The organism is Prochlorococcus sp. (assembly GCF_965655815.1).
GTDB classification, from domain to species: domain Bacteria; phylum Cyanobacteriota; class Cyanobacteriia; order PCC-6307; family Cyanobiaceae; genus Prochlorococcus_A; species Prochlorococcus_A pastoris.
In genome coordinates, this window is the sequence record NZ_CBFHHZ010000008.1 from 1 (window position 1) to 16,070 (window position 16,070).

The window sequence follows — 16,070 nt, forward strand, 5'->3', positions numbered from 1 at the left end:
TTTTACCTTCGATGTATTTTGGCATTTATCTAATTCAGTTACACCATTATGAATCTCAAATCCAGTAGTTTCTGTTAAGCATGGCCAGATTGATACAGAGTCACTTTGCCTTGTTATTTTTTTTTCATGGAAGATTGTTTTTAGTGGGAGTAATCCAATCCCTTTAACTGATTTAGTTTCGGCAGATTTCGAACCTTCTTTTAGCAATGGATCTTCAAGAGTTGTACCTAACATTTGTAGACCTCCACAAATTCCAAAAATATTTCCATTATTATTCGCATAGCATCTTAAATCATCTGCTAATCCAGATTCTTGAAGAAATAGTTGATCTTTAATAGTCTGTTTACTTCCAGGAATAATAAGAAAATCAAATTGATTTAAATTTTGAGATTCCATTACCCATTTGATTAATATTGATTCTTCATTTTCTAATGGATCAAAATCTGAAAAGTTACTTATAGATGGCAATTTTATAATTCCAACCTTTATTTCAGGGTTGGTTACAGATGATTTTTTTTCTAATAAATCTAAGGAATCCTCTGGAGGGAATTTATCATCTAACCAAGGAATTATTCCTAAAACAGGGATTTTTGTTTTGTTTTCTATCCATTTTTTACCTTCTTCAAATAATGAAAGGTCTCCTCTAAATCTGTTTATTAATATGCCTTTAATGAGTTTTCTTTCGTCCGGTTTCATTAACTCAAGAGTTCCTATTATTTGAGCAAATACACCTCCTCTTTCGATATCAGTTACTAAAATGCAATTCGCATTTAAATACTTTGCAACTCTTAAGTTCGTAAGGTCTCTGTGAATTAAATTCATCTCTACAGGACTTCCTGCCCCCTCAATAATTAAACGACAATTTGGGTGTCGTTCATATATTGAATTCAAACTTTCTTTAATTACTTCCCATCCAGAGGAAAACCAATCTTTGTAGTAATCTTTTGCTGTTGTAATACCCATACTTCTTCCTAAATGAATGACTTCACTAGTTGAATTACCTTGTGGTTTTAATAGGATAGGATTCATCTCCGAAGAAGGAATTATCCCGCAAGCAAATGCTTGTAAAGCTTGAGAAAATGCCATCTCTCCACCATTCCAATCAACCCATGCATTGTTACTCATATTTTGACCCTTAAAAGGTATTGGTTCTTCTCCTGAATTTTTAAGAATCCTGCCTATGGCCGTAACTGTTAAAGATTTGCCTGCCCCGCTAGATGTACCTAAAACCATTAAGGGCTTTTTAATAGGTTGTAGTTTTTCTATTAATTCCATTAGTAATTTATATTAATCTTGTAATTTATTAATAAGTAAATTGAATTATAATTCGATAAAAAATTTGTGTTAATTCTAGCCTCTGCTTCTCAATCTAGAAAGAAATTACTAGAAAATTCTCAAATCGAATTTATTCAAATATCAAGTAATTTTGATGAAGCTTTAGTAAAAGAGAAAGATATATCTAATTTAACTCTCGAATTGTCTTTTCAAAAGGCTAGTAGTATTGCTCTTAATATCCAAGAAATAGACTTACCAGAAAAGTTTAATTATAGTTCTGTCGAAATTCTTGGTTGTGATTCAATATTCGAATTTAATGGAAGAGCTTTCGGAAAACCATCAGACAAAGAAGAAGCATATAGAAGATGGTCAAAAATGTCGGGAGAATTTGGTTTTCTCCATACGGGACATACCTTACTAATTAGTACTTTTGATTCAACCTTGAAAGTTCTCAAAGTGACTAAGAAAATTCAAAAAACAGTAAGTTCTAAAGTATATTTTTCTAAATTACAAGATGAAGAGATAAAAAATTATGTTGACTCTCTTGAACCTTTATATTGTGCTGGAGGATTTGCTTTAGAAGGCAAGGGAGGTAAATATATCGAAAAGATAGATGGTTGTTTTAGTAATGTAATGGGTTTAAGTTTGCCATGGCTTAGAAAGAGTCTAATTAAGGAAGGAATTTTTCCATAAAAAAAAGCCCTACAAATAAGTAGGACTTTTAGTTGATTAATTTAGAATTAATCTAGATCTGACATTTCTAGAGCTGGTTCACTCTTTCTGTCGATTCCTTTTTCGAAACCGGCAGCGGCTGCTCTAGCACGACCTGCATGCCAAAGGTGACCGATGAATGTAAACCATCCTAGGAAGAATTGAGCTGCAGCTAACCATTGTCTTAAATTAACAAAGTTAACAGCATTAGGCTCAGTAATAATACCACCAACAGAGTTGATAGAAGCATTAGGTGCATGAGTCATATATTCAGCTGCTCTTCTTACTTGCCAAGGCTGAATATCATTTTGAATTTTCTCAAGGCTCAATCCGTTAGGTCCTCTTAAAGGTTCTAACCATGGTCCTCTGAAATCCCAAAATCTCATTGTTTCACCACCAAATATAATTTCACCTGTAGGAGATCTCATGAGATACTTACCTAATCCTGTTGGTCCCATTGTTGAACCTACATTAGCTCCAATTCTTTGATCTCTCACAAGGAAAGTAAAGCTTTGGGCCTGTGAAGCTTCAGCGTTTGTTGGGCCATAGAATTCTGAAGGGTAAGCAGTATTGTTAAACCAGATGAAAGTTGATGCAATAAAACTTGCAACACAGATTCCACCAAGTGCATAACTTAGAAGTCCTTCTCCATTCCAAATGAATGCTCTTCTAGCCCATCCAAAGGGTTTTGTGAAGATATGGAATAAACCACCAATAATTGCGGTTATACCAACGTATACATGGCCTCCAACAATGTCTTCAATTGAGTTAACACCGATAATTGAACCAGCACCTCCCCATGGAGACCTAAATAGATAACCAAGAATTACTCTTGGATCTAAAGTTGGACTAACCAATCTAACTTCTCCTCCACCGGGGGCCCATGTATCATAAGCACCACCAATAAACATCCAATCAGCTACGAAAAATAAAGCACCAACTCCTAAAACTACTAGGTGATAACCCAATATGTTAGTCATTTGGTTCTTATCTCTCCAGTCAGTTGAAAAGAAAGGAAAATCTTGCTCAAGCTTTTCTGGACCAGCTAAAGAGTGATAAATTCCTCCAAAACCTAAAACTGCTGAGGAAATTAAATGTATAACACCTGCAACGAAGAAGGGATATACAGAAGTAACTTCACCACCAGGGCCAATTCCAAACCCAAACATTGCAACGTGAGGCATACAAATTAAGCCTTGTTCCCACATTGGTTTATCAAATGTGAAATGGCTTACTTCGAATAACATCATTGCTCCAGCCCAAAATACTATTAGGCCAGAGTGTGCAATGTGTGCTCCAAGTAAACGTCCAGATAAATTAATTAATCTGGCGTTACCTACGTACCAAGCGTAACCAGTTTCTTCAATACTCTGGTTAGGAGCTCTTAGTAAATTATTAAAGGGCGTTTCCACGCGGAAGAACCTCCTCAGGGAATACAAAGTTTTCGTGTGGTTGATCCACAGAAGACATCCATGCTCGCATACCTTCGTTCAGAAGTATATTCTTTGTGTAGAATGTTTCAAATTCTGGATCTTCTGCAGCTCTTATCTCTTGGCTAACGAAATCGTAAGCTCTTAAGTTAAGTGCTAAACCAACAATACCAATTGAAGACGTCCACATACCCATAACAGGTACAAATAACATCAAGAAGTGAAGAAATCTCTTGTTAGAGAAAGCAATACCAAAAATTTGGCTCCAAAATCTATTCGCTGTAATCATTGAATAAGTTTCTTCTTCTTGTGTTGGATCGAAAGCTCTAAAAGTTGAACTTTGAACTTTACCGTCTGTGTAAACACTTGTATCTTCATATAATGTGTTTTGAACTGTAGCTCCGTGGATAGCGCAAAGAAGTGCACCACCAAGAATTCCAGCAACACCCATCATGTGAAAAGGGTTAAGGGTAATATTGTGAAAACCTTGAATGAACAAGATATAACGGAAGATTGCAGCAACACCAAATGAAGGTGCAAAGAACCAACTATGCTGTCCTAGTGGGTAGATAAGGAAAATACTTGTAAAAACTGCAATTACAGCTGAAAAAGCAAGTGCGTTGTAAGGTCTGATACCTACAAGACCAGCAATTTCAAATTGACGAAGCATGAAACCGATAAGGCCAAATACTCCATGTAATGCAACAAAGTTCCAAAGACCACCAAGTTGTAGCCATCTTACGAAACTACCTTGGGCTTCTGGACCCCATAAAAATAGAAGACTGTGACCCATGGCATCTCCAGGGGTACTTACAGCTGCTGTCAAAAAGTTTGCTCCTTCAAGATATGAAGATGCAATACCATGTGTGTACCAAGAGGTAACAAATGTTGTTCCGACAAACCATCCACCTATTGCAAGATATGCACAAGGTAGAAGTAGTAAACCGGACCAACCAATAAATACAAACCTGTCGCGCTTTAACCAATCATCGAGGACATCAAACCATCCTCTCTGTGGGGCGCTTCCAACGGCGATCGTCATGAGAAATCGTTTTTAGCTTCGGGATACGATGAGACTGTAACAAAGATTGAGAGTAAAGTGGGGAAATATCTGTATATATGAAATGCCTTGTAAAGCTTTCCTAACTTTAATGCTAAAAATTAGGTATTAATACTCTATATTTATAGTTATATTAGTAGGAATAGACATCTAGAATAAAAATATTATGCAATCAAATCTCTCTTCCTTTAACAAAATTGAACAAAAAATCAACGGTTCAAGAAAAATATCGAACTACCTTATTGGAGGAATGTTATCTATTGGCGGTATAGGTTTTATCTTAGCTGCGATCTCAAGCTATACAGGGAGAGATTTGCTCCCTTTGGGTAATCCTTCAACCTTACTTTTTATCCCTCAAGGAATAATAATGGGAGCTTATGGAGTTATAGCGAATTTGCTTAATATTTATTTATGGTATTTGGTTTTTATAAATTTCGGCTCAGGTTATAACTTTTTTGATAAAGATTCGCAATCTGTTGAAATTAAAAGAAAAGGATTATTTAAGGATATTGAAGTTAAATTAAGTTTTGATGAAATTAAGTCAGTAAAACTTGATATAAGTGAAGGATTTAATCCAAGAAGAAGAATTGCATTAGTTCTTAAAGGCAGAAAAAAAGCACTTCCTTTGAGTGGAGCAGGAGAACTTAAACCGTTGCTTCAAGTAGAAGAGGAAGGAGCAAGATTAGCCAAATTTCTAAATGTAAATTTGGAGGGTTTAAAATAAGAAGATTTTATTTATTAAAACCACTTATATTTTTTAAGATATTTTTATTATTAATTACAGGTTGCAGTTATAAAAATACTTTTGATTCTAATTATTATTGTAAAAAGCTTGATCTTAATTGTTTAAAAAAGAACGAAAGAGTAGTTTTCAAGACTTCAAAAGGTAATATTGATGTGCAATTATATGGAAAAAGTAAACCAGTTACAGTAAGTAATTTTATTCAAAATGTAAATAAAAATATCTATAAAAATAAAAGGTTTTATAAGATAATTAATTTTCCTCAAGTTAAAGTAATTCATTCAGGTATTTACCCAGAAAACAATTATTACAAAAAAGAAAATCAAAACTTAAACAAACTTAGAAGAAATATCCCCTTGGAAATAAAATTAAAAAAAGAAATCGAACCAAAATATGGTTACCAAATTTTAGATCCTGCAGGAATTGTAACTTTGACTAACTTTTTTGAAAAGGGATCATTAGCGATGGTAAAAAGTGGAAAAAGGAGTTCTTCTTCTACTGAGTTTTTCTTTGTAACTAATAAATTTCCTGAACTAGATGGAAGGTATTCAATATTTGGAAAAGTTGTAAAAGGATTAGAAATATTAAAAAAAATAGATAAAGAAGATTTGATTTTTGAAATTATAATTTCCAATTAAATATCTAAAGAATATTTATTTATTTTTAACATTTCAGTATTTACTCCCGATGATCGCTTAAGGGCAACTTTACCTGTTCTGGCAATCTCAAGTATTCCATATGGTTCAAGAAGCTTTTCTAAAGCAACTAATTTCCCCGGATCTCCCACCACTTCGAGGGTTAAAGCAATATCTGACACATCTACTACTTTTGCTCTAAATATTTGAACGATATCCAAAATATTACTTCTTGTATCTTCTTTTGAAGATACTTTAAGAAGCATTAGTTCCCTTTCAACTGCAGCAAGATTAGTAAAATCAACAACTCCAAGAACATTAAATAATTTATTAAGTTGTTTTGTCATTTGTTGAAGGGTTTCATTGTCACCTTCTACCACCATTGTTAATCTAGAAATTCCCTTAGTTTCGGCAGGCCCAACAGCAAGACTATCGATATTAAAACCTCTTCTGGCAAAAAGACCTGAGATTCTACTTAATGCCCCTGATTCGTCTTCAACAAGTACTGATAATGTATGTTTCATATTTTATTAGGTTTTTATGTCTCTAATCCATTCATAAGAAATTTTATTAAATAATGAAGGATCTTCATCATGAACACAGTGACCTGAATTGGATATTATTTTCAATTCTACCCATCTATGGAATTTTGCAATCTTTTTGCCAAGAAATAAAGGTATGAAATTATCTTTTTCTCCCCATAACAATAAAAAAGGAATTTTTTTTGAAAGACTAAGTTGTTCTAGAAGGTAAGAGGCCTTTAATTTATCTCCCCTTGTTGCCATGCCAATACACATAGCTCTTAATGCTCTTGCCGAAGTCTTTCTTAAAACTGGTTTTCTTACAATATTTATTAATTCTTTATCTACTCTATCTTTTTTGAAATATGCAGAATTGAGCCCTAATTTTATTATTCCTAGTTTATTTACAAAAAATAGAACTATTTCTAAAGGAAATACTTTAAAAAATATTTTTATAATTTTCGTTCTAAATTTTTCAAAAATCAAATTAATTTTTGATTCCCTTTTCATAATTACTAGAGGATCAGGGAGAGGAGATGCAATAACAGATAATATTTCATTCTTTAAATAAACTGCGCATGTTAAAGCTACTAAAGAACCTAAAGAATTTCCTATTAGAATAATCTTTTTAGAAGTCTTTGGCCTGATTACTTGTTTAATAAAATCACTGACTTGATTACACCAAACTCCATTATCTAATTTTCCTATATCTCTTATCCCTGGCTGTGCTGAATTGCCAAATCCAATTAAATCTATTGAGTAAACAGAATATCCTTTTTGTGCAAAGTAGTAAGAATTATTTCTCCAATGTTTACTGCTTGCTCCGAACCCGTGAAGCAAGATCATAGGATGTATATTTTCTTTCCCTTTTACACTCCAAAATATTTTGAATCCATTCCAGTTCCAGTAATAAGTTTCGTCTCCTTCTACTGATTTATCAATAGAGTTCATATAAATAACCCTTTATCTCTCTCTTAAATAATTTAAAGATATTTGCATTAGTTATTTTTTCTACAAAAAAATGCATATAAACGTTAAATTATAATAGTTGATTAAGTTTCCTATGGCTAAAGAAATTTTTAGTATTGCTGCTGTGTTTTGGATATTGATACCAATTGGATTGGTTGGTGGTGCATTATTATTAAAATTTCAAGGAGATTGATTCTCACGAATACTATAGAAAGTGAGTTAATCTCGGAAAGTTAAGTACATCCTTAAGTATGAAGATTCTTTTAGTAGGTGCAACTGGAACTCTTGGAAGGCAGATAGCAAAGCAAGCTATTGAGGAAGGGCATGAAGTTAGATGTTTTGTTAGAAACCCAAGGAAAGCTTCTTTTCTCCAAGAATGGGGTTGTGAACTTACAAAGGGAAATTTACTCAATTCTGGAGATATAGATTATGCTCTACAAGATATTGAAGTAGTTATTGATAGCGCAACTGGTAGACCCGAAGATTCCAAAAGTATATATGAGACTGACTGGGATGGGAAACTTAATCTTTTTAATGCTTGTGAATCGAAAAAAATAAAAAGGGTTATTTTTCTATCAATCTTACTAACAGAAAAGTTTAGAAATGTACCTTTAATGGATGTTAAGTATTGCACTGAAAAACTTCTAGAGAAATCTAACTTCGACTACACGATATTTAAATGTGCTGCTTTTATGCAAGGAGTTATTAGTCAATTCGCTATTCCGGTGTTAGATAGCCAAGCCGTCTGGATGAGTGGCACCCCAACTAAAGTCGCCTATATGAACACGCAAGATATGGCTAAAATTGTTGTTTCCTCAATAAATAAGCCTAAATCTTATAAGCTTTCACTTCCTTTAGTTGGGCCAAGAGCTTGGGATTCTGATGAAGTAATTTCTCTATGCGAAAAATATAGTAATAAGAAGGCAAAGATTTTTAGAGTTTCGCCTTTTCTAATAAAAGTAACTCAGAACGTGGTTTCATTTTTTCAAGATGCACTAAATGTTTCTGAGAGATTGGCCTTCGCTGAAGTTACTAGTAGTGGAGTCCCCTTAGACGCTGATATGAGTAACACTTATGAAGTCTTAGAACTTAAGAAAGAAGATTCTACTTCCTTAGAAAATTACATTAAAGAATATTATCAGCAGATTTTAAAAAGACTTAAAGAAATGGAAGCTGATCTAAATATTGAAGAAAAAAAGAGACTTCCTTTCTAAATTTGCATTAGATGAGTTTTATAGTATATTTGTACTATAAATATAAAATCCGATGTCAATTTCTAAATCAAAAAATCTTGAACGTAAGTTAAATAATATCGCTCAAGAGGCAACTAATGAATTAAACAATGTTTGTGGGTCATCCTTATGGGAGAGTTTAGGATTCGTTTTTTTCGATCAACTAGAAGATCCTGAAAAAATTGCAAAGGCGAATTTTTATTATGGTCAGTTACAAATAATTAATGAAATCAAATTTTTTGTATAAATTAAAAATTTTTGCAATTAACTTAATTCATCTGAAGTAATTATGTTGGGGTAAATTTTGTTTATTCTTTTCTGATAATATAAATCTAGAAAATAAATTATTTAATGATCGAAACATCTGGGGTGATAGAAAAAGAACAAGGAAATGGTTTTTATTTGGTTACTTTAGAGCAACCTGAAGGTCACCAATGTTTATGCAGAGCAGCAGGGAAGTTAACTAAATTTAGAATTAAATTGTTAGCTGGAGATAAAGTACTCGTGGAAATAAGTCCTTATGATCTAACTAGAGGAAGGATCACCTATCGAGAAAGAAATGCAGGCGGTGGTGGCTCAAGAACTGGAAATTCTAAAAATAATACAAGAAGGAAATAAATAATAAATAATTTAATCAGATTATATTTTGTATCGCTTCTTTGAATTCACTACGTTGTTTAACACCCTGCCACTGTTTTTTAAGTAATTTGTCTTTAAATAGTTGTATTGTAGGAGTTCCATTTATTCCTGCTTGTTTAGCGATTTCTTGATCTTTATCAATATCAATTTCTATACCTTGTACAGCTCCATCAAATTCCTTAATCACTCTTTTAAGTTGTGGTTTTAATACATGGCATGGTCCACAACTTGGTGAGCTAAAAATAACTAATATTGGTTTATTACTCTCATGATAAAGCTTCCTCAGTGCGTAACTACCTTTTTGCCATTCGGAATTTAAATCGAAAGTATCTTCATTTGTCTCCTCTTCATTAAAACTTGATGAAGACAATGTTTTCTCTGGTTCGCTTGTTTCTCTAACAATTATTTTTGATAAATTCTTCTCTGCTAACCATCTCTCAGCAGCTAATGCTGCCATACATCCTGTACCAGCAGCTGTAACCCCTTGTCTCCACTCAGAATCTACAACATCGCCAGCCGCAAATATACCTTCTATTGAAGTTTCTGGTCTTCCTGAATTACAAGCAATATATCCTTTTTTATCTAATTCAATTTTATTATTTAAAAACTTTGTATTAGGTGTGTGTCCAATAGCATAAAAAAGTCCTTTAACTTTAATTTCGACGTTACCTTTTTGTGAATTAATGGTTTCAACGTTTTCAAGCCAATCAGTACCATTAGCTTTCTCTACTTTTGTGTTCCAGTGTATTTCAATCTTTGAATTAGCTTTTACTCTATCTATCATTGCGGCACTAGCTCTCAGTTTTTCGGATCTGACGAGTAAATGCACCTTGCTACCATATTTTGTGAGATATGCAGCTTCTTCACATGCAGAATCTCCGCCTCCAATAACTGCTAATTCTTCATCTCTAAACTGTGGCGTCGCTCCATCACAAATTGCGCAAGCACTTATGCCTTTGCTCCAAAATTTATCTTCATTTATAACACCTAACCTATTAGCACTTGCGCCAGTTGCGATAATAATTGAATTGGATTTAATGCTTCCTTCTAAGGTTTTTAACTCAAAAGGACTTTTACTGGTATCAATTGAAATAACATCACTCTCATATAAATTTGTTCCCCATCTTTCGGCTTGAGCTTTCATTAAATCCATTAATTCAGGACCTAATACTCCATCAGGAAAACCTGGATAGTTTTCAACGAAAGTAGTCGTCATTAATTGACCTCCTGGAATTCCACCAGAATTAAATCCCGTTACTAAGAGAGGTTGAAGGTTTGCACGGGCTGCATATATAGCAGCTGTATAACCTGCTGGACCAGATCCTATTATCACTAAATTTTCTACATTGTGCTCTTTTACTTTTGTTTCCATTGAAATATTTATTTAATTCAATATTAATCAATTAGTCCTACTTATGAAGGTCGGATTTCACTCGATTAAGTTCTCATTTATCTTTTGTTTTAATAATTCTTTTAATTCATTAGGAAAATTTAATACAGAACTTTTTAGGTTTTCATTTTCTTCACCAATATGCAATATCCATTCTCTAAACTCCTCTGCAATTGCGTAACTATCCTCGTATTTTTCAAGAGTATCCATTACGGAAATCCTGTTGGTTGCCCAACAGGTTGCTACATCAATTCTTTTTCTTATAAAATTAGACATTTCCTGATTTGGAATTGACTATAGATAAGCATATGGATTGCTTTAATCATTGTCTAATAAGTTACAACTTTGTACTTTCAAACAATAATTTAATAATTAGTTAATATTTGAGGCTATATTTGCTGTGAATATAAAAAAAATATAAAGAATTAGGTCTAAACTGCCTCTGTGTGATTTACGAGTAACCTTTCAACTTCATCAAATCCTTCTTTTGCTGAATTTATTGCAAGCTCCTCGCTAACTTTTTCTTCAGAAACTAATTTTGATGATATTTTTCTTAAAAGAATTTCTTTTTTTTCTCTTAACGAAATAACTATTTCCTCTTCAATAATAGACTTTATAGCTTTAGAAATTATTTTTTTATCATTCGCTTCTTCAAACGTACCCTGTACGAGTTCTTGTATGAATAATCTATGCACCTCACTGCTTCTTAGAAAACTTTCAGTAGCATTTATGATTCCTTCAACAAGAGCTTCATCAGGTTCAGAGTCATTTTCGGCTAATTTAAATTCCCAATCTAGATGTCTTCTTTGCCATCCTGATGAATGAAGGCTAGGCATTACTGTTTGAGAATAGGTATCAACTGACATTTCATAAATTCTTTCAGCTAGTTTTTCACACCAGTCTTTACCATGTTTTTCTAAGTTTCTCTGCATGGTTTGTCTTGGAACAGCATGGCCGCCATGATGACTATGACAAACTCCATCTGGGCATTCGATAGCTTTTATGCTCATTAGATTTTTAATACTTATATATTTTTCATAGCCATGATTTAAAGAAAAGAAAATATATTTTTAACAAAACTCAAACTCCAAGACTTTTGACTTTATTCAAATTATCTTTAGTATGTTTAAAACTACTATAAATTGACAAAGATACTCATTCCTATTGAAACAGCCTCTGGAGAGAGAAGAGTTTCAGCTACTCCCTCAGCTGTAAAAAAATTAAAATGTCTTGGATGCGAAGTTTTTGTAGAAAGTTCAGCTGGAGAACTATCAGGGTTTAACGACACTTTATACAAAGAATCTGGAGGTGAAATTGTTAGTAAATCTAATATAAATATTTGGGAGAATGCCGATGTTGTTTTTTGTGTTCAACCTCCTTCTGAATCTAATTTAAGCAAGTTAAAAAAAGGTGCTATTCTGCTAGGCCTTTTAAATCCATATGCTAATGAAAAACTTCAAAAAACTATAACTAGTAAAAAGATCTCAGCTTTATCAATGGAATTACTTCCAAGGATTAGTAGAGCTCAATCATCGGATGTACTTTCTTCTCAAGCCAATATCGCAGGATATAAAGCAGTTCTTTTAGCAGCAAGTGAACTTGATAGATATTTTCCGATGCTTATGACTGCAGCAGGAACTGTACAGCCTGCGAAAGTTGTTGTTCTTGGTGGAGGAGTTGCAGGATTGCAGGCAGTTGCCACTGCAAAAAGACTTGGAGCTATTGTTTTCGTGTCTGATATTAGGCCAGCTGTAAAAGAGCAAGTTGAATCTCTTGGAGCAAGATTTATAGAACTTCCTGAAATTGACGAAAAACCAGGCGAATCAGGTGGTTATGCAAAAGCAGTTACGCCTGAATTCCTTTCTAAACAAAAGGCTACGTTAACTAAATATTTATCCGAAGCTGATGTTGCTGTTTGTACTGCACAAGTCTTAGGTAAAAAAGCTCCTGTTTTAATCGATTCTAATATGATTGAAAAGATGCGACCTGGAGCAGTAGTTATTGATTTGGCCGTATCTCAAGGAGGTAATTGCGAAGGAACAAAATCTAATGAAACTATTATTAGGAATGGCGTAAAGCTAATAGGAGCTGGCGAGTTACCATCATCTGTTCCTTATGATGCAAGTACACTTTATGCTAAGAACCTCACATCTTTGATTACACCTTTCATAAAAGATGGTGTAATTAATCTAGATAAAGAGGATGAATTAATCTCTGGCTGTTTATTAAGTAATGAAGGAGTTATCCTTCAAAATAAAGTTTTTGAAAATTGAGGTCTTAATTAAATTATGAATTTTGATAGCTTGCTCTGGGTTTTGTTGCTTGGAAGTTTATTAGGTCTGGAGTTAATAGGAAAAGTACCTCCAACACTTCATACACCTTTAATGAGTGGGGCAAATGCCATCTCAGGTATAACAATGTTGGCAGCATTAACTGCAATTATAAAAGCAGAGCCAAATAGTCCATTATTAATAATCGGATCAATATCTCTTGGATTTGCTCTTTTTAACGTTGTAGGTGGTTTTTTTGTAACGGACAGAATGCTTGCCATGTTTAGTCGTAAACCTACAAAAAAAAATAAATAATTAATTACATAAAATGAATCTTCCTGATATTATTAAATTCGTTATTGATCTTCTAGCAGTTCTTTTATTAGCACTTGGTATAAAAGGGTTATCAAAAGTTAGGTCTGCTAGAGAAGCAAATATATTAGCAGCATTTGCTATGTTGCTTTCTGTTGTAGGTTTACTCTCCTACTATCTAGGTACTTCTGGAATCCCAGCTCAATCATGGGCATGGATCATTGTTGGATCCTTAGTGGGAAGTTTGTTAGGAACTTTACTTGCTAAGAAGGTTCCAATGACATCAATGCCAGAGACTGTAGCTTTGTTCAATGGTTTTGGTGGAATGTCTTCTCTATTGGTAGCTATTGGTGCATTTTTATTCCCTTTTAATGAAGTAGCGAAAGCAGGATCTTTAGAACCTTTTATTAATGATGCTTCTATTTCAGTTTCAATATTTGTTGGTGCGATTACTTTTTCAGGTTCAATCGTGGCAATGGCTAAATTACAAGGTTGGCTGTCCACCCCTGGATGGACTCAGGTTAAAGCTAGACATTTTGTAAACATTGTTTTTGGAGTAACTTCATTGATATCTTTCATATATCTAATAAGCGGTAATGTTAGTTCGATTTGGCTTTTAGTTATAGCATCTACTCTTTTAGGAATTGGGGTAACTTTGCCAATTGGTGGTGCAGATATGCCGGTTGTTATATCTCTTTTAAATAGTTATTCAGGTATCGCAGCTGCAGCTGCAGGTTTTGTAGTAGACAGTCAGCTTTTAATTGTGGCTGGAGCAATGGTGGGAGCAGCAGGATTGATATTAACTCAGGTAATGTGCAAAGGAATGAACAGATCTCTGATTTCTGTCCTTTTTGGAGGCTCTTTATCTGCACAAACTACTACATCTTCTGGATCAGGGGAATATACAAATATAACTTCCTGTAGTGTTGAAGAATGTGCTTTAACATTAGAGGCAGCAAATAGGGTTATCGTTGTTCCCGGATATGGTCTTGCTGTGGCTCAAGCACAACATACTTTGAGAGAAGTAACAAAAAAACTAGAACAAAATGGTATTGAAGTTGTATATGCTATTCATCCTGTAGCAGGCAGAATGCCAGGCCATATGAATGTTCTTTTGGCAGAAGCAGATGTTCCTTATGAACAACTCAAAGAAATGGATGTTGTTAATCCAGAATTCCCGGCAACAGATGTTGTTTTGGTCTTAGGGGCAAATGATGTTGTTAATCCTCAAGCAAAAAATGACAAGAGTTCTCCTTTATATGGAATGCCTGTTCTTGATGTACAAGAAGCAAGAACAGTCTTTGTAATAAAAAGAGGGATGAGCGCTGGTTATTCGGGTATAAAAAATGATTTGTTTGACTTGCCAAATACCTCTATGGTTTTTGGTGATGCCAAGAAAGTTTTAAGTGAGTTAATTGGAGAATTAAAGGATCTAGGAGTTGGCGATAAATAGTAATCTCTTATTTAAGTTCTCAGACTATATAAACAAAAGACCTTTTAAACAGGCGTTTCCTTGGATTGGAGGGGACCTTCAAACTTTAAGAGATACATTTATTTTTGATCTTCAACAAGCTAAAACAAATAAAAAAATACTTTTACCAATAAATAATATTCTCTCAGAAAAATTTGATGGTGATTATCTCTTAGGGTTCTTAGAGTTACCAGAGAACTTAGATTTTTTAAAAGGAATTGTTCTTATTACTCATGGATTAGGAGGATCTACTAGGCGTTTTGGTTTAAAACGAATTGCTAGAAAGTTAGTTAATAATGGATTTGGAGTTCTTAAATTAAATCTTAGAGGGGCTGGATCAGCTAGATATTTGGCGAAAGGGAATTATTCCGCAAGATGTTCGAATGATATTATTTTGGGGCTTAAAATTTTTAGACAACTTCTTAATTCTGAATTAAAAGATTCTTTAAAAAATAAAGAAGATTTACCTATATTTGGAGTTGGATTATCTTTAGGAGGAACTATTCTTCTTAATGCCTGCTTAGACCACAGCTCAAAAAAAAGTAGTAGAAAATTATTAGATGGATTGGCCTGCGTTAGTAGCCCTTTAGATTTATTATCTTGCAGCAATTGTATAGAAAGACCTCGAAATTTTTTATATCAAAAATGGTTAATGCAACGTTTGAAAAGGCAATTATGGGATGGATTTAAAAACGAAGGGATTTTATTTCCTAAAAGTAGCTTGAGTAAAAAAATTAAAGGTTTAAAAACGATAGGAGAATTTGATGCAAATTTCACTGCACCTAGTTGGGGGTTCAAATCTTTAGAGGATTATTATTATCAAGCTTCACCTATTTTTAGGATTCAAAATTTAATTAAGAATCTTCCTCCTACTCTTTTAATCCACGCTAAGGATGATCCTTGGGTTCCATATCAATCTACTTTTAATTTAAAAAATTCTTTGAATGAATCATTTGATAAATTAACTATTCTAATAACTGACAAAGGGGGTCATAATGGTTTTCATTCAAATAATGGTTGTTGGTCTGATGAAGCAGTTAAGAATTGGCTTTTAAGTCTTTAAGAAATATATATTTTTAAAATTATTTTTCAAAAGGAGTTTTTTTAAAAATCCACTTTTCGATTGGATTACCATTAATTACATGAGAGGTGAAAATTTCTGATACTTTTTCTGGAGAAACTTTTTCATACCAAATGCCATCAGGCCAAATTAGAAGAATTGGTCCATTTTTACATATTCTTAAACAATCAACTTTAGATCTCATTATTTGTATATTTCTTAAAGAAGAATCATTCTCATAATTTTTTAAAGTCTTTTTAAGACATTCCCAAGTCTTATTACCTTCATCGCCTTTAAAACATTTTTGTTTTGTAGGCGTTGCACAAAGTAATAAGTGCTTTTGAACGTTCACT

At 33.3% G+C, this 16,070-nt stretch carries 20 protein-coding genes; 11 read left to right on the plus strand and 9 right to left on the minus strand.

The window, feature by feature from the left end; all coding sequences use genetic code 11:
- Nucleotides 1-1,275 (minus strand): cobyric acid synthase (locus tag ACTF45_RS08430; protein ID WP_438949774.1); only part of this gene is annotated, 1,275 nt, incomplete at its 3' end.
- Nucleotides 1,276-1,341: 66 nt separating this feature from the next.
- Here ACTF45_RS08430 and ACTF45_RS08435 point away from each other — a divergent pair.
- Nucleotides 1,342-1,968 (plus strand): nucleoside triphosphate pyrophosphatase, encoded by a 627-nt coding sequence (locus ACTF45_RS08435; RefSeq protein WP_438949775.1) that lies wholly within the window; start codon nt 1,342-1,344, stop codon nt 1,966-1,968.
- A 47-nt stretch (nt 1,969-2,015) separates the two neighbouring features.
- Here the strand turns inward: ACTF45_RS08435 and psbC are convergent, their stop codons facing one another.
- Complete coding sequence (psbC, locus tag ACTF45_RS08440; RefSeq protein WP_438949776.1) at nt 2,016-3,398, minus strand: photosystem II reaction center protein CP43; 1,383 nt, start codon at nt 3,396-3,398, stop codon at nt 2,016-2,018.
- Nucleotides 3,382-4,458: a photosystem II D2 protein (photosystem q(a) protein) gene (gene psbD, locus ACTF45_RS08445; RefSeq protein ID WP_011132791.1), complete on the minus strand. Its 1,077-nt coding sequence runs from the start codon at nt 4,456-4,458 to the stop codon at nt 3,382-3,384. The genes psbC and psbD overlap by 17 nt, the downstream gene beginning before the upstream one ends.
- Nucleotides 4,459-4,642: 184 nt before the next feature.
- Here psbD and ACTF45_RS08450 point away from each other — a divergent pair, with 184 nt between their 5' ends.
- On the plus strand, nt 4,643-5,200 hold the full coding sequence (locus tag ACTF45_RS08450) for a photosystem I assembly protein Ycf4 (protein WP_438949777.1): 558 nt from the start codon (nt 4,643-4,645) through the stop codon (nt 5,198-5,200).
- Between the two features lie 53 nt (nt 5,201-5,253).
- Nucleotides 5,254-5,856 (plus strand): peptidylprolyl isomerase, encoded by a 603-nt coding sequence (locus ACTF45_RS08455; RefSeq protein ID WP_438949796.1) that lies wholly within the window; start codon nt 5,254-5,256, stop codon nt 5,854-5,856.
- On the opposite strand, the gene ilvN is transcribed toward ACTF45_RS08455, so the two are convergent.
- The gene (gene ilvN, locus ACTF45_RS08460) at nt 5,853-6,377 is read right to left on the minus strand and encodes an acetolactate synthase small subunit (RefSeq protein WP_438949778.1); all 525 of its coding nucleotides are present in this window, start codon (nt 6,375-6,377) and stop codon (nt 5,853-5,855) included. The genes ACTF45_RS08455 and ilvN overlap by 4 nt on opposite strands.
- A gap of 6 nt (nt 6,378-6,383) precedes the next feature.
- Nucleotides 6,384-7,325, minus strand: coding sequence for an alpha/beta fold hydrolase (locus ACTF45_RS08465; RefSeq protein ID WP_438949779.1), 942 nt, complete (start codon nt 7,323-7,325; stop codon nt 6,384-6,386).
- A 112-nt stretch (nt 7,326-7,437) separates the two neighbouring features.
- Here ACTF45_RS08465 and petM point away from each other — a divergent pair, with 112 nt between their 5' ends.
- The 4 genes from petM (at nt 7,438) to infA (ending at nt 9,193) form a co-directional block, all read left to right on the plus strand.
- Complete coding sequence (gene petM / locus ACTF45_RS08470) at nt 7,438-7,536, plus strand: cytochrome b6-f complex subunit PetM (RefSeq protein WP_011132786.1); 99 nt, start codon at nt 7,438-7,440, stop codon at nt 7,534-7,536.
- Between the two features lie 58 nt (nt 7,537-7,594).
- Nucleotides 7,595-8,557 carry an NAD(P)H-binding protein gene (locus ACTF45_RS08475; protein WP_438949780.1) on the plus strand — a complete coding sequence of 321 codons (963 nt, stop codon included), beginning with the start codon at nt 7,595-7,597 and terminating at the stop codon, nt 8,555-8,557.
- A 52-nt stretch (nt 8,558-8,609) separates the two neighbouring features.
- Entirely contained in the window at nt 8,610-8,822 is a 213-nt protein-coding gene (locus tag ACTF45_RS08480) for a hypothetical protein (protein ID WP_036930560.1), read from the plus strand.
- Between the two features lie 104 nt (nt 8,823-8,926).
- Complete coding sequence (infA, locus tag ACTF45_RS08485) at nt 8,927-9,193, plus strand: translation initiation factor IF-1 (RefSeq protein ID WP_438949781.1); 267 nt, start codon at nt 8,927-8,929, stop codon at nt 9,191-9,193.
- Nucleotides 9,194-9,209: 16 nt separating this feature from the next.
- Here infA and trxB read toward each other — a convergent pair whose 3' ends face one another.
- The 3 genes from trxB to ACTF45_RS08500 all read right to left on the minus strand — a co-directional run bounded on the left by trxB (nt 9,210) and on the right by ACTF45_RS08500 (nt 11,614).
- Nucleotides 9,210-10,586, minus strand: a complete 1,377-nt coding sequence (gene trxB / locus ACTF45_RS08490) for a thioredoxin-disulfide reductase (protein WP_438949782.1) — start codon at nt 10,584-10,586, stop codon at nt 9,210-9,212.
- Between the two features lie 57 nt (nt 10,587-10,643).
- Nucleotides 10,644-10,880: a hypothetical protein gene (locus ACTF45_RS08495; protein ID WP_438949783.1), complete on the minus strand. Its 237-nt coding sequence runs from the start codon at nt 10,878-10,880 to the stop codon at nt 10,644-10,646.
- A gap of 155 nt (nt 10,881-11,035) precedes the next feature.
- Nucleotides 11,036-11,614 (minus strand): hypothetical protein, encoded by a 579-nt coding sequence (locus ACTF45_RS08500; RefSeq protein ID WP_011132781.1) that lies wholly within the window; start codon nt 11,612-11,614, stop codon nt 11,036-11,038.
- 132 nt (nt 11,615-11,746) lie between these two features.
- On the opposite strand from ACTF45_RS08500, the gene ACTF45_RS08505 reads away from it, so the two are divergent.
- The 4 genes from ACTF45_RS08505 to ACTF45_RS08520 are packed head-to-tail and all read left to right on the plus strand — an operon-like array spanning nt 11,747 to nt 15,720.
- Nucleotides 11,747-12,877, plus strand: a complete 1,131-nt coding sequence (locus ACTF45_RS08505) for a Re/Si-specific NAD(P)(+) transhydrogenase subunit alpha (RefSeq protein ID WP_288348158.1) — start codon at nt 11,747-11,749, stop codon at nt 12,875-12,877.
- A gap of 15 nt (nt 12,878-12,892) precedes the next feature.
- Nucleotides 12,893-13,189, plus strand: coding sequence for an NAD(P) transhydrogenase subunit alpha (locus ACTF45_RS08510; protein WP_011132779.1), 297 nt, complete (start codon nt 12,893-12,895; stop codon nt 13,187-13,189).
- A 13-nt stretch (nt 13,190-13,202) separates the two neighbouring features.
- Nucleotides 13,203-14,639 carry an NAD(P)(+) transhydrogenase (Re/Si-specific) subunit beta gene (locus ACTF45_RS08515; RefSeq protein WP_011132778.1) on the plus strand — a complete coding sequence of 479 codons (1,437 nt, stop codon included), beginning with the start codon at nt 13,203-13,205 and terminating at the stop codon, nt 14,637-14,639.
- Nucleotides 14,626-15,720 carry a YheT family hydrolase gene (locus ACTF45_RS08520; protein ID WP_438949784.1) on the plus strand — a complete coding sequence of 365 codons (1,095 nt, stop codon included), beginning with the start codon at nt 14,626-14,628 and terminating at the stop codon, nt 15,718-15,720. The genes ACTF45_RS08515 and ACTF45_RS08520 overlap by 14 nt, the downstream gene beginning before the upstream one ends.
- Nucleotides 15,721-15,739: 19 nt before the next feature.
- Here the strand turns inward: ACTF45_RS08520 and ACTF45_RS08525 are convergent, their stop codons facing one another.
- The gene (locus ACTF45_RS08525) at nt 15,740-16,069 is read right to left on the minus strand and encodes a (2Fe-2S) ferredoxin domain-containing protein (protein WP_438949785.1); all 330 of its coding nucleotides are present in this window, start codon (nt 16,067-16,069) and stop codon (nt 15,740-15,742) included.
- Nucleotide 16,070 lies beyond the last annotated feature (1 nt).

Excerpts from the sequence above, each read along its gene's own strand:
- psbD (WP_011132791.1), bottom strand. The coding sequence starts at position 4,458 with ATGACGATCGCCGTTGGAAGCGCCCCACAGAGAGGATGGTTTGATGTC.
- ACTF45_RS08450 (WP_438949777.1), top strand. The coding sequence starts at position 4,643 with ATGCAATCAAATCTCTCTTCCTTTAACAAAATTGAACAAAAAATCAAC.
- ilvN (WP_438949778.1), bottom strand. The coding sequence starts at position 6,377 with ATGAAACATACATTATCAGTACTTGTTGAAGACGAATCAGGGGCATTA.
- ACTF45_RS08465 (WP_438949779.1), bottom strand. The coding sequence starts at position 7,325 with ATGAACTCTATTGATAAATCAGTAGAAGGAGACGAAACTTATTACTGG.
- petM (WP_011132786.1), top strand. The coding sequence starts at position 7,438 with ATGGCTAAAGAAATTTTTAGTATTGCTGCTGTGTTTTGGATATTGATA.
- ACTF45_RS08475 (WP_438949780.1), top strand. The coding sequence starts at position 7,595 with ATGAAGATTCTTTTAGTAGGTGCAACTGGAACTCTTGGAAGGCAGATA.
- ACTF45_RS08480 (WP_036930560.1), top strand. The coding sequence starts at position 8,610 with ATGTCAATTTCTAAATCAAAAAATCTTGAACGTAAGTTAAATAATATC.
- infA (WP_438949781.1), top strand. The coding sequence starts at position 8,927 with ATGATCGAAACATCTGGGGTGATAGAAAAAGAACAAGGAAATGGTTTT.
- trxB (WP_438949782.1), bottom strand. The coding sequence starts at position 10,586 with ATGGAAACAAAAGTAAAAGAGCACAATGTAGAAAATTTAGTGATAATA.
- ACTF45_RS08495 (WP_438949783.1), bottom strand. The coding sequence starts at position 10,880 with ATGTCTAATTTTATAAGAAAAAGAATTGATGTAGCAACCTGTTGGGCA.
- ACTF45_RS08500 (WP_011132781.1), bottom strand. The coding sequence starts at position 11,614 with ATGAGCATAAAAGCTATCGAATGCCCAGATGGAGTTTGTCATAGTCAT.
- ACTF45_RS08510 (WP_011132779.1), top strand. The coding sequence starts at position 12,893 with ATGAATTTTGATAGCTTGCTCTGGGTTTTGTTGCTTGGAAGTTTATTA.
- ACTF45_RS08515 (WP_011132778.1), top strand. The coding sequence starts at position 13,203 with ATGAATCTTCCTGATATTATTAAATTCGTTATTGATCTTCTAGCAGTT.